Source organism: Paenibacillus agilis (assembly GCF_007786455.1).
GTDB lineage: Bacteria > Bacillota > Bacilli > Paenibacillales > Paenibacillaceae > Paenibacillus_B > Paenibacillus_B agilis.
The window spans coordinates 1,099,478-1,111,833 of sequence record NZ_VNJK01000001.1; the positions used below are offsets into that span (position 1 = coordinate 1,099,478).

Annotated in this window: 11 protein-coding genes; 6 read left to right on the top strand and 5 right to left on the bottom strand. The window is 41.6% G+C overall.

The genetic code is table 11. From position 1 onward, the window contains the following. Positions 1-195 precede the first annotated feature (195 nt). Entirely contained in the window at positions 196-738 is a 543-nt protein-coding gene (locus tag FPZ44_RS04765; protein ID WP_144987889.1) for a hypothetical protein, read from the top strand. Positions 739-1,040: 302 nt separating this feature from the next. On the opposite strand, the gene FPZ44_RS04770 is transcribed toward FPZ44_RS04765, so the two are convergent. Then, positions 1,041-2,000, bottom strand: a complete 960-nt coding sequence (locus FPZ44_RS04770) for a reverse transcriptase domain-containing protein (protein ID WP_144987891.1) — start codon at positions 1,998-2,000, stop codon at positions 1,041-1,043. A gap of 749 nt (positions 2,001-2,749) precedes the next feature. Between FPZ44_RS04770 and FPZ44_RS04775 the strand changes: the two genes are divergently transcribed. Next, positions 2,750-4,573 (top strand): glycoside hydrolase family 3 protein, encoded by a 1,824-nt coding sequence (locus tag FPZ44_RS04775; RefSeq protein WP_186785915.1) that lies wholly within the window; start codon positions 2,750-2,752, stop codon positions 4,571-4,573. Positions 4,574-4,670: 97 nt separating this feature from the next. Here the strand turns inward: FPZ44_RS04775 and FPZ44_RS04780 are convergent, their stop codons facing one another. Both FPZ44_RS04780 and FPZ44_RS04785 read right to left on the bottom strand, forming a co-directional pair. Continuing rightward, positions 4,671-7,037, bottom strand: coding sequence for a fibronectin type III domain-containing protein (locus FPZ44_RS04780; RefSeq protein ID WP_144987895.1), 2,367 nt, complete (start codon positions 7,035-7,037; stop codon positions 4,671-4,673). A 157-nt stretch (positions 7,038-7,194) separates the two neighbouring features. Continuing rightward, a complete protein-coding gene (locus FPZ44_RS04785) occupies positions 7,195-7,881 on the bottom strand; it encodes a class I SAM-dependent methyltransferase (RefSeq protein WP_144987897.1) in 687 nt (228 codons plus the stop codon). A 238-nt stretch (positions 7,882-8,119) separates the two neighbouring features. Here FPZ44_RS04785 and FPZ44_RS04790 point away from each other — a divergent pair, with 238 nt between their 5' ends. Further along, entirely contained in the window at positions 8,120-8,872 is a 753-nt protein-coding gene (locus FPZ44_RS04790; protein WP_144987899.1) for an alpha/beta hydrolase, read from the top strand. Positions 8,873-9,002: 130 nt separating this feature from the next. On the opposite strand, the gene FPZ44_RS04795 is transcribed toward FPZ44_RS04790, so the two are convergent. Together FPZ44_RS04795 and FPZ44_RS04800 are read right to left on the bottom strand one after the other, a co-directional pair. Continuing rightward, entirely contained in the window at positions 9,003-10,007 is a 1,005-nt protein-coding gene (locus FPZ44_RS04795; protein ID WP_144987901.1) for a linear amide C-N hydrolase, read from the bottom strand. 2 nt (positions 10,008-10,009) lie between these two features. Then, positions 10,010-10,504, bottom strand: a complete 495-nt coding sequence (locus FPZ44_RS04800) for a helix-turn-helix domain-containing protein (protein ID WP_144987903.1) — start codon at positions 10,502-10,504, stop codon at positions 10,010-10,012. A 199-nt stretch (positions 10,505-10,703) separates the two neighbouring features. Here FPZ44_RS04800 and FPZ44_RS04805 point away from each other — a divergent pair, with 199 nt between their 5' ends. The 3 genes from FPZ44_RS04805 (at position 10,704) to FPZ44_RS04815 (ending at position 12,255) form a co-directional block, all read left to right on the top strand. After that, positions 10,704-11,039 carry an ArsR/SmtB family transcription factor gene (locus tag FPZ44_RS04805; protein ID WP_144987905.1) on the top strand — a complete coding sequence of 112 codons (336 nt, stop codon included), beginning with the start codon at positions 10,704-10,706 and terminating at the stop codon, positions 11,037-11,039. A 150-nt stretch (positions 11,040-11,189) separates the two neighbouring features. Beyond that, a complete protein-coding gene (locus FPZ44_RS04810; protein ID WP_144987907.1) occupies positions 11,190-11,696 on the top strand; it encodes an SRPBCC domain-containing protein in 507 nt (168 codons plus the stop codon). Positions 11,697-11,781: 85 nt separating this feature from the next. Beyond that, the gene (locus tag FPZ44_RS04815) at positions 11,782-12,255 is read left to right on the top strand and encodes a DUF1579 domain-containing protein (protein ID WP_261378205.1); all 474 of its coding nucleotides are present in this window, start codon (positions 11,782-11,784) and stop codon (positions 12,253-12,255) included. The last annotated feature ends 101 nt before the right edge of the window (positions 12,256-12,356 follow it).

A 12,356-nucleotide genomic window follows, 5' to 3' on the forward strand; every position in this document is an offset into this window, starting at 1 on the left:
CAAGCAGTAGAACGTTTCATGATAATGAAAAGTAGACATAAAATATCTTAGATTAACGAAAAGAGTTTCCTCCGAGATAAAGTCGGTATAAGATGATAGGTACGCTTGCTAGTGAGATTTTAAGAAGGTAAATTTACTTTAATTATTAATCATATAAGTACAATAAACGTTATTTTTAGAGAGGAGGTTTTGTTGATGAATCTTAGTTATATTCTATATACAGTTTTGTTGATCTTAGTATGGGTGCTATTGCTGACAGGTTTCATAATAAAAAGAAATACTAAATTCATCCGAGGGTACCTGTGGGTATCTGTGCCCTGTATCTCATTGCTTTTATTGTATTTTTGGAATACTAGCCTAAATAATTATGTACGAAGTTATTTATTCGCAGCTCACACTTATACTTGTGAGTATTACGACAGCTTAAAACCACACTCTCTCCCTCTTCCTAAAAGAAGTGTATTAAAAGGCAAATCAGATGCTTGTTCCCCGTTTTATTTGACGTTTTCGAAAGATAAAGATGTTATTTCATTTTATGAGACAGTATTAATCGAATGGAAAAATAAAAAATTAATTTCAGGATTTCATTATGCTGAAAGGGACCATCAATATGGTGGTAAAGAGAAGGGGTATGTTGCCTCAATCCCTGATGGAGCTACCCTTGATATATTTATTCATGTTTTGCAGGATAGTTATGAGGGACAGATGTTATCGATCCGATTTAAACGTAGTGGATAATGTAAAAGTCTTCATGAATGAGATCTCGAAAGACAAATGGGCGATCATGGACCGCCTGTGCATACCTATGGAATTTCTATATACTCAAGCTCAGCGTGGCTATTATTAATAATTGAACCTATATAGAAACTCAAACGCAGAATGTACATAGTTTCCTTACGGCTATCATCTTTGCAATATACGATTTTTATTTATGGTTAATGTTCTCCCTATTTTTTAATATCCATAACAGGTGCTCAATTATATTGTAAAAGCCGTTTTCCTGTAAAAGGGGAAATAGATCATTGAAAGCGAAATCACGGCTACGTTGTCCTGCTTGCAGGTGCAGTGAAGTCGTTTGTTTTTGGACCAAAACGAGCGGTATAACTGCCAGATTTGGATGTTATCTTCTGTGCACAGAAAGTTGTGCCTAGAAACTCAAAAGAAACATGAGCATAGTTGCCTTTACGGCTATCGTCTTTGCAGTACACGATTTTCGTTTTTTCTGGATGAGGGGTAAGCTTGTATTGCGCTAATCTTTGCTGCAACTGGGCAAGCAGCTTTTTCGCGCTTGTTTCACTTTTACAATGGCAAATGATATCATCTGTGTAGCGCTCGAAAGGAATATCGGGGTGTTTCTGCTGCATCCATTTATCAAAAATATGATGCAAATACACATTGCCTAGCAAAATATTGAGTTTGCTGCCTTGTGCGAGTCCTTTTTTTGATTTGACTACTGTTCCATCTTTCATTTGAACAGGTGCTATCATCATGCGATGGGTGTACAGCAATGCCCATTTGCTCCGAATATGTGTTTTCAACATCTCCATAAGCAGCCGATGGTTAATGTTTTCTCCAAACTTTTTAATATCTATGACAAGTGCCCAATCATATCGTAAACAGCGTTCGCCTGCTATGCGTACGGCATCATCACGCGCTGGTCTTTTTTGTTTATAGCCATATGAATTGGGATGAAATAGACGCTCGAATCCAGGGGCAAGTTCATTTTTTAACAGTGTTTGTACAATAAAATCTTTCACCGTTGGAATACCCATTGGCCTCCATCCGCCGCTTTTCTTGGGGATTACGATTCTTCGAACGGGAGAAGGAACATATTTGCCGGAGTTAAGCTCTACCCACAATTCATGTAACCGTTTGATTCGATCTTGCTTAAAATCTTCAATGGTCTGACCATCTATGCCGACCACTTTGGTTTTTTCTGATTGTCGGAATGCTTCCAACAAAATGTCCTTTGAGATTTGAAAGCGCCGCGTCTTTTCCATCTTATCCCCCTCTGATCATCCATCTGAGCGATAGGAATGTACCAGCATATGAGAAGGTTCTCGTTTCGGTTTGTACAGTAGTCCATGTGGGGAATTGTATCTCAGGCTGCGCTGCACTATGGATTACCTATGCCAATCAAATTCCGCTAACGAGCGCTATGGACGTTATTTTCGTAAAATGATTCATTTTAGATTGCTAACGGTTGTAGTCGAGCTTATTTTAGCAATGATACCAAATGATATCGATCACACCGACAATTAAGCTCGCTGACACCCGTTACATTTCAAAATTCATCCATAAGCACGGAATAGCCTCCGTGGCAACCGTTAGCGCAATTTTTGCTGCGTTGCTCTTTGCAGTTAGGGCAATTGACTCTCAGTCCTAGATACAATCACATAGCTATAAGCTGCTACTACTTTTTTGCATAAGCTTTTTGCCTACGTGTAGGAAGTACCTATAAGTAAAAGGGCGAGCTCCTTTGGAGAAGAGAGCTGTGAACTATTATTAAACATGAGCGAACTTCAAAATAATGGGTAATCAACAGGTCCAAAGTATTCCTATTTTGATAAAATGTTAAAATTAACAGAAAGATATCTCCTAAATCATGGATATCTATAACAAATAATTGATGTATTATATTGTCTCGTTTCGTTCCTCATGGTAGTCTACATCGGAGATATCCATAACATATAGCGCTACAGCAGCATTTTGTATGGCGGCCTAGATGAGCGAGAAGGAGAAGATTACGATGAAGAAGAAAGTCGCTATTATTTTCACCTGCATCTTACTGATCACAACAATTGTTACGTATGCATGGAATGCAAGTAGTGCCAGCCCTCGTGTTATCCCTATCCCTCCAGCGGGTAAGACGTCGGAAACGGAGAAGAGTGTAAGTGTAGAGGCCATTGTTGGCAGTAATATGCCAATTGAAGAGAAGGCAAAAAAGATTGTCGTTCTTATGAATGATAAGGAAAAAATAGGCCAACTTGTCATGTATACGCCTACGAATCAAGCCGATCCCTTTTCAGAGAAGATGATAAATGAATATAACGTGGGCAGTGCCTTGGTAACGGCAACGATGAATAATACGGTTCACACGGCTCAGTTCAACAACCAATTACAACGGTTAGCGTCTGAAACCCGATTAGGCCTCCCGTTATTCATTTCTGGTGATATGGAATATGGAACGGCTCAGAGAGTTCCTGCTAACGGTACCATTTTGCCTAGACAGATGGCGATTGGAGCGACACGTAATATCGGATACGCGGAGCAAGCAGCACGGATAACGGCCAAGGAAGCCAAAGCATTGGGCTTTCAATGGAGCTACTCACCGGTCGTAGATGTAAACTCCAATATAGAGAATCCGGTTATTGGTGTACGTTCATTTGGAGAGCAAACTCAAATGGTCTGCGACATGGCTGTTGCACAATTGAAAGCGTATCAAAGTGAAGGTGTCTTATCCAGCGCTAAGCATTTTCCAGGACACGGGGACACTAGCTTTGACACACATACAACACTTTCTAAAGTATCCTACAGCGAAGATGTATTGAGACAAGTGCATCTCCCTCCATTCAAAGCAGTCATTGATCAAGGCATTGAATCGATTATGACATCCCACATTATTATTGAAGCGATTGACTCAACACTTCCAGCAACGTTATCGAAAAAAGTTCTAACCGGCCTATTGCGTGAGGATATGGGGTTTAAAGGAATGATTATTACCGATGCGATGGTCATGGACGCCATATCAAAAAACTGGGGAGCGGGCGAAGCCGCCGTTATGGCTGTTAATGCAGGTGCAGATATAGTAATGGCCAATGGCTCAGCAGCAGATCAATTCGAGACGTTGGATACTTTATACGGAGCATTGCAGGCCGGGAAAATAGAAAAGAGTCGTGTTGATGATGCAGTGACACGAATTATTACTTATAAATTAAAAATGAAAACGTTTGATAACCGTTATGTTGATGTTGATCGGGCTGTAAAAATAGTCGGAAACGGAGAGCATTGGGATCGTTCCTATCAGATGGCTTTGGACTCAATAACGCTGCTCAAAAATGAAAACGTGCTTCCGTTCGATCCTAAGTCGAATGAAAAAACACTTGTCGTAAGTATGGCCTATGCGGAACGGATTGCAAAGATGGTTAGGGCAGTAAGCAAGGGCGAAGTATTGTCTTATCAAGCGGCACCAGCTTGGGGAGAACCATTAGATGCAACGGAAGAGGCTATTCAAGGAGCTCTTGAAAAAGCAAAACAAGCCGATCGTATTATTGTATTTACACAGTCAGATCGCAAAATTCCAAAAGGCCAAGTAGATCTTGTTAACCAGCTAGTCGCTACAGGTAAGCCTGTTGTGGCGGTTGCTCTCGGCAATCCTAGCGATATCGTAAGTTATCCAAATGTGAAGGCTTATCTAACAGCTTATGCCGCTGATACATGGTATTGGATTACTCCTGTCCCGATCGCTTGGAATGCATCAGTTGAAGTTATATTCGGCACAAATCCAAAGGGGAAACTGCCTGTTACATTAAGTAAAGAGTACCCAAGAGATTTTGGACTTAGCTATCGCTAGAGTCATAGACGCGGTCATAATCTCATTTTGTCTGATACCTACGAAAGAAATATAACAAACGAAAAGCAGCCTACTAGTAGGCTGCTTTTTTGATACATTATTTTATTGTTTTAATTTGAGCATCGAACCGACCAAGATTCGGGGCTGAGCTTACAACAGCTTGCGGTATCGCAAAAACTTCGTTGGAAGGACTGCTTTCGCCTCCTAGGCCGCTAGCCGTAACTACGTAGTAATAAGTCGTATCATTTATGACGCCCAAGTCAACAAAACCATACGTGCTCCCAGTCACGGTTGCAATGGTCGTATATGGACCACCGGATGTACTTGCTCGTTTAATATGATACTGTGCAGCGCTGTTTACTAACTGCCAGTACAACGTTACAGTTGAGTTTCCTGCTTCGGCTATTAGACCAGCTGGCGCTGGAGTAGGTGGTACTACTTGTTTTGGTGTCGCAGAAACCTCGTTGGAGTTACCACTTTCGCCACCTTGGTTGCTAGCTGATACGACATAGTAATAAGTCGTATTATTTACGGCATTCGTATCTACAAAGCGATATGTGCTTCCTGTAACCGTGCTTATTGTCGTAAATGGACCACCCGTTTTGGTAGCTCGCTTAATATTGTAATTGGATGCACCATTGACTAATTGCCAGTTCAGCGTCACCTTCGAATCCCCTGCTGTCGCTATCAGATTAGTCGGCTTGGAAGGTGGCTGTACTTGGTCTTTTCCAAACAAATTCCACTCGATTACAAGATCGGCCCCAGCTGGTTTCAGCACAACGGTCGTTACATTTTTCACCGGAGTCGGAAGGGTTTGAACGGTATCATTTAAGGTTGGATTCGAATGAAAGGTATATAGATGACCAAAATTTTTATCATAGAACTCTATACTCCCCTTCTTAACATCGCTATGCAGGATTACCGAGGTGATTTCTTTTGGAGAGTTGAACTTATACCAGACCCAATTATTCGCTTCGACTCGGATATAGGTAGCCGGATTATTGTCGGTTATTACTCTCGTTGTTTTTGTTGGATTTGGAATGGAAGTACCTATATCTAGCACTACTCCATCCAACAAGCCACCTGTATATTTGGTCACGCTTGCTTTCATCGCTGCGAAAGGAGAATCTGCACTGAATCCTGCTTCATTTCCAGCTGCTACAACATAATAATAGGTTACACCATTGGTTACTGATCGGTCCGTATAGGTCGTACCTGCAATATTAGAGGCAAGTATGGAGTATGGGCCACCAGAAGATGTTGCTCGTTTGACCGTATAATGTGCAGCACCCGTATGATCCCAATCCAAAGTAACAAGTTTATCTCTACCTTGGATCCAACTAATCTTGGTTGGAGCTGGTGGAGCTGATGCCTTCGTAAAGACATTCCATTCGGATACGAGATCGACTTTAGATGGTTTTAACACCACGGAAGCCACATTTTTCACTGGCTGCGGAAGAGTTTGTACACCATCATTTATGAGCGAGTTGTACGTATACAGTAGATTATTATTGCTGTCATAGAAATTTATGCTGGACTTTGTAGCTTCGCTTTTTAGGATAAGGGATGAGATTTCTTGTGGAGAGCTGAACTTATACCAAACCAAGTAATTCAATTCCACTCGAGTATAGGTGGTCGCATTATTATCTGTGATCACTCTCGTCGTTGTTATTGGATTTGAAATGGAAGGGCCTATATTTAGCGTAGCTCTATCCAACAAGCCACCTGTGTACTTCGTTGCAGCTGGCTTTATCATTGCTTGAGGTGAGTCAACACTTTGACCTGCTTCATTCCATGCTGAGACTACATAATAATAAGTTACACCATTCGTTACTGTTCGGTCTGTATAGGTAGTTCCTGAAATAGTAGAGGCAAGTGTGGAGAATGGGCCACCAGAGGTTGTTGCCCGCTTGATCGTATAGTATGCAGCACCGGTATTATTCCAATCGAAAGTTACTATTTTATCTCCACCTTGTATCCAGTTGATTTTGGTTGAAGCGGGTGGGGTGAGTGCCTTCGTAAAGACATTCCATTCAAATACGAAATCAGCCCTAGATGGTTTTAATACGACCGTACTCACATTTTTCACTGAAGTCGGCAGCGTTTGTACACCGTCATTTACGACCGAGTTGTACGTATATAGTAAATTGTTATTATTATCATAGAATTGGATACTTGACTTGGTATCTTCGCTTTTTAGGATGAGCGATGATATTTCTTTTGGGGAGCTGAACGTATACCACGCTAGGCTGTTCAATTCAACTCGAGCGTAGGTTGTTACATTATTATCCGTCATTTGGAGAACACCTGCGCCAGAAGGTTGACCGACTTGTTTGCTGACTTTAATAGCTGCTCCATCCAGCAGCCCGCCTGTGTATTTACTTGGCGCAGCATGGACGGGATGGATATTCACTAACGGTAATAACAATACAAGTGTCATGACAATACCAAGGATTCTTTTCAAATAGACTCCTCCCAAAATCTCAACTCAAATCCAGACACACAAAAGTCCATTTCTTATGTACCTACGACTTGGTATTAATCAAAATACCATGTGATATTCTACTAAGTCTATATACATATTTTTTGTCATATTATCCTCTTCTGATCGAGAATGAACGTTACTTTTTGGCGTATAGCACAACAAAATTGAAATACTTATACATGCAGTCTACTTCAGAGAAGCCGCTCTTTTTCATCCAATCAAGTTGAGTTTGCAATGGTGACATTTTATCTAGTTTCATTCTCTCATACGCAGAGTCAAGTTCAGGTCTAGAAAGCCCGCTTACTTCTACTTTTTGCTTCCAATCGTTCTTGTAGAGGGAATTAACAAACGGAGTATCGCCAAGTACTTGGTCGGCATTGATAAATACACCATTTGGCTTCAAATTCATGTAAATATTTTTGTACAGTGTCTGTTTATCGGTATCGGTAAGATGGTGTATCGATAGTCCTGAAATGATAATGTCAAACTTCACGTCAGAAATATAATTCGTATAATCATCTACGCTGTAATTGACGCTCGTATACCCTTTGAGTCTTAATTTCGCGATTTCTAGCATCTTTTCAGATAAGTCAATGAGGGTCAGGTTGGCTTCAGGATATTTTTGCAGTAAAAATGACGAGAATAAGCCGGTTCCAGCACCTAGGTCTAATATATTCGGGGAACTTGTAGCAGCACTCGCAAGCGATACGGACACTTTATAAAAGTCGTCAAAGCAGGGGATAAGCATTTTTCTTTGCTGATCATACTGTTGAGCAGCTTCATCGAATTGAGACTTCACTTTATGTTGACCATGGCCATTCATACGCCCACCTCCAAGTTTCTGTTATTAGCATAGACTCTGTAACGATATAAATGAAATATATAGTATCAATGAATTTCATAGGTTTTAGCTATAAAATATAGAACTCTGTTCATATGCTGGACATTGGATAAGTATTGTATGATAATGATTATCAATTAGAAATAAAGCACCGAGTACATATTTCATTTGTATGTAAAGGTCAAGATTAAAAGATTAACGGACAGTGGGGATGGTCTTTATGATAACAGCGAAACATGTAAAGTTCGGAGCGCGTCATTTAACCATTTATTTACCGGATGGCTATGAAGAAAGTACAGAAAGATATCGGGTTATATACATGCAGGACAGTGCGGATTTGATTGATCCGGCGAAAAGTAACTCTTTATCGACTATCCGCACGCTTACTGCTGAGGGAGAACTGCCCGCATTTCTCTTTGTCGGTATTAAGCCATTCGATCGAAATGATGAATATACCCCGTTTGCTGCAAACCATATATTCGAGTCGGGAGAAAAAACGTTCGGTGGCCAAGCTGCTCAATATGCTGCATATTTGGTTAATGAGTTGAAGCCTTATATCGACAGCAGATATCGGACACTGCCAGATGGCGAGCATACGGGGATTATGGGCTTCTCTTTTGGCGGACTCATTTCGTTGTATACGGCATTGCTCTATCCCGATGTATTTGGCAAAATAGGTAGTTTCTCTGGTTCGTTCTGGTTCCCAGGCATTGTAGATTGGGTTGATCAGCAGCCTGTACGCAATCATGGACAGCGGATCTTTATGAATGTTGGACATGGTGAAGGCGTAGGGCGAACGAATGGGCAGCAGTGGATGGTACCTAACAACTTGGCAATCTATGAATTATTGCTGAGCAAAGGTTTCTCGGAGCATACGGCGGAGCAGATCGTTTACGAAAGTGACTCGCATAACTTCGAGAAAGGTGTTCACTATTTGCCTGAGGCGTTGAAATGGTTGTATGTGACGGCTTAGCTGTCTACGGAGCTTGGTATTATACGCTATGATGCTATGAAAGAGCAGTTACTCATTTAAGATGAGTGAGCTGCTCTTTTTTATACAGTCGAGAATGATCTAAGCAAATGGCAGGGAGCAGGTGGTTGAATCATTCAAATGAATCCGGATAACGAGCTAAAAAGGCTATCATTTCATCTGAACTATTCCATTGGAAGACGGAAGTTAGTATAGGATCGTTAAAAAAAGAACGGATAGCATGCAAATTGAAATCATAATGATACGTTACAAATTGCTCTCGGACTTTGGAGGTATGAAGCGTCTGGAGGTCTGCGGCGAGAGGAAGGGAATCATTTATAAATGAGAAGTCAGCCAACGGAAGCACTATACGCTCCTGGTTTCGCTTCGTACTTGCATGAATTTCCAGTTTCTCTATATCGTATACCAGTGTAAAGATGGTATCCTCACGGCGTGCTTTCTTCAACGTTTCAAAGGCGAAATCTAGTTTGTCGGTTTGGTCGGTATGATGGATATCTTGTAGCAAGTGCGCGGAAACGGTTGTAAATCGCTCCATGGAATTCTGCTCATAATCGTCGCTCTCAGGCCATTGTCTAACGTTTCTCTCGAATTGTTCCGTTGCGTATTGATAAAGGGAGTTCGTCAGAACAGGGATGGAGAGAGAATCGTGGAACACCTGCATATTTCCGTGCAAAAATTCAATAATTGCTCGTTCTCCGTTTCTGTCTGCTATGAAATAGTGAATTTTTGATGTGCTTTGGTCAATACGAAAATTAGCAGCTGCTTGCAGTACTTCTTGAACGGTGCTGCAAGTGTCCAACATATATTGAATCCACTGTACTTCGTTAATAGCCGATCTATCGTCTGCCGCTGGATATTCCGTCATCCAAAGGGTCGCTTGCTCCACGACGAGACCGACTTCGTTCATTCCGCCGCTCGGCAGCTCCTTGCCTGTTTGGGAAATGGTCAAGCTGCCATACTTTGATGTCCATACAGCAGGCAAAGCAGGAGGCATAATAAGTGCCGTTTTGCGAATACCTCGTAAATTCGTAAAAATATAAACACCGTCGTATATCATATCTTGATTTTTACCTATTAGATTGCTGCCGTCATGGTTCAAATGAAAGATTGTGCACATGGTCAGTCTCCTTCTTCGCTCGGGTTAATTGCTTGCTGCAGCGCCGACAGATTACCGCTCTGTATTTGATCTAAAAAAGCTTCGCACAGTTGGGTCGTTTGCACATCGTTTTGTTGGATGACAGCTGTAAATCTATTAATGAGACCTTGTTGTGCTTTTTTGTGCTGCAGTCGGATTAGCTTCTCTTCAAAAGCCTCGATATCGCTGCCTTCTTCTGCTTGCTGTACGAGCTTGTTAAGAAACAGGATTTGCAGGTCAATTTTTAAATCAGCAGTCAGGTCTTGAAGATAATGCTGTTCGTCAATAAGCAGAGCAGGCTCAATGTCAAAATAACGGGCGATCGAGTGGAGCCGCTCCCTTGGAATGGGACGTCTCTTTTTGACCCAGTCGGAAAATTGCTGTGGGGTTAATCCGATTTCTTTACATACTTTTGTGTAAGATATTTCGTGAATAAGGGCTACATACTGCAGCGCTGTTATCGAATGTGCGGGCTCCATTTCTTTTCCTCCTTGCTGACATAAACTATGTCAGTGGGTTTTGTTGTTAATTATATCCATGGCGTATTTTATGTCAATAGACTTCAACGATAATATGCAAAAAAATTTCTATCCGCACAGGGTAGATGAGTACGAAGAACGATTAATACAATCTAAATATACATTGACGCATATATACACCTTGGTGTATATATTAAATATGAAAACTTTACCAATTCAGATGATGTTATTTACAATCGCAGAGCCCAACCGCTTTAACATTGTAGAGTTGTTAAAAAAAAGACCGCATTCGGTTGGGGAAATTGTAGAAGAGCTTAATATCGGTCAGCCGCAAGTGTCACGGCATTTACGCATTTTGGGCGAAGCTGGACTGGTAGGTGTGCAGCACAAGGGTCAACAGCGGATATATAGTCTGGAAGCAGGACCATTTCAAGAGCTGGATGCTTGGTTCGATTCCTTTAGCTTGTTATGGGAAGAGCGTCTTGATCAATTTGAGGACTATATGCTCGACATTTACAGAAAGGAGGAGCAGTAACAGTAACGTTTAGCTGCAGGAGCAACAAAAAAGTTATCAATAAATGAGATACTTTTAAGCGCTCGCTTCATTTTGCGTGCATATTGGATTACTACTCGATGACATACATGATACGAATGCTCTATTCGATTGCCATTGTGGAGGTATGCGATGAACAGGAAGACGACCACTATTAAAAATTATGAGCGGCGGGAACTTATCGTGGAGCGGATAGTTGCCATCCCTCGTACGCTTGCTTGGCAAGGCTGGACGAAGCCTGTACATATTGTACGTTGGTGGGGACCTCGGAACTGGACTACTACGGTGTATGAAATGGATGTCCGCCCTGGAGGCGTATGGCGCTATCAATTAGCCGCTGATGATGGAACAAATAAAGTATTATGCCAAGCCGTTTATCGTGAGGTAGTTGAGCCTTCCAAGCTTGTTTATGTAGACTCAATGTCGGATGAGAATTGGAATGTTATGAACGGTAGTGATATGTTAACGGCGGTTACGTTTAGCGATACGGTACAGGGCACGAAAGTTTCAATTACGACCCATTTTACAAGTGTGGAGCAGCTTGAAGGAGCTGAGGCGATGGGTATGATTGAAGGCTATACAGATACGTTAGAACGATTGGAAGAGTACTGGCAGCTGCGTGAATCAAACTCGCAATGACATGATGGTTCAGACATAGATACGGAGCGGGAATAAATACATCGAAATGTTACTCATTCACGTAAATATAAGGAGGAATCGTCTTATGACAGATAATCTTATGGAAACAGGTGCATATACCGCGCCAACACCAAATCCTGATATGCAATCGTTGAATCGCTTAGTTGGAAGCTGGAAGGTGAGCGGCGGTGTAGAAGGCATCGTCACTTATAGATGGATGGAAGGCGGATTTTTTCTTATCCAAGATGTTCAGTTGAAGCAGTATGGTCAAGATGTGAAAGGGATTGAGATTATCGGTCACGTACAGTCGTTTGGCGAGGAGCCGAGCAAGGATATTAAGTCGCGGTACTATGACAGCATGGGCAATACGCTGGACTATGTGTACGAAATAGATGGCGATACGTTGATGATTTGGGGCGGTGAAAAGGGATCTCCTGCCTATTTCAAAGGCGAATTCAATACGGATGGCAATGTCAATTCAGGCAGATGGGTGTACCCAGACGGCGGAGGATATGAGTCTACGATGACGAGAATTGAAACGGGCGCTGGTCCAGAGTAGCTCTTGTAGCATTCGTTGTTAAGTTGCAGTGTTTATTGATGTTTGAAGCATATAATAAATAAAATTTCGTGGGCGTTAATGCTGAAATAGCCTAATAAATG

Excerpts from the sequence above, each read along its gene's own strand:
- FPZ44_RS04790 (WP_144987899.1), top strand. The coding sequence starts at position 8,120 with ATGATAACAGCGAAACATGTAAAGTTCGGAGCGCGTCATTTAACCATT.
- FPZ44_RS04785 (WP_144987897.1), bottom strand. The coding sequence starts at position 7,881 with ATGAATGGCCATGGTCAACATAAAGTGAAGTCTCAATTCGATGAAGCT.
- FPZ44_RS04800 (WP_144987903.1), bottom strand. The coding sequence starts at position 10,504 with ATGGAGCCCGCACATTCGATAACAGCGCTGCAGTATGTAGCCCTTATT.
- FPZ44_RS04795 (WP_144987901.1), bottom strand. The coding sequence starts at position 10,007 with ATGTGCACAATCTTTCATTTGAACCATGACGGCAGCAATCTAATAGGT.
- FPZ44_RS04765 (WP_144987889.1), top strand. The coding sequence starts at position 196 with ATGAATCTTAGTTATATTCTATATACAGTTTTGTTGATCTTAGTATGG.
- FPZ44_RS04815 (WP_261378205.1), top strand. The coding sequence starts at position 11,782 with ATGACAGATAATCTTATGGAAACAGGTGCATATACCGCGCCAACACCA.
- FPZ44_RS04775 (WP_186785915.1), top strand. The coding sequence starts at position 2,750 with ATGAAGAAGAAAGTCGCTATTATTTTCACCTGCATCTTACTGATCACA.
- FPZ44_RS04805 (WP_144987905.1), top strand. The coding sequence starts at position 10,704 with ATGAAAACTTTACCAATTCAGATGATGTTATTTACAATCGCAGAGCCC.
- FPZ44_RS04770 (WP_144987891.1), bottom strand. The coding sequence starts at position 2,000 with ATGGAAAAGACGCGGCGCTTTCAAATCTCAAAGGACATTTTGTTGGAA.
- FPZ44_RS04810 (WP_144987907.1), top strand. The coding sequence starts at position 11,190 with ATGAACAGGAAGACGACCACTATTAAAAATTATGAGCGGCGGGAACTT.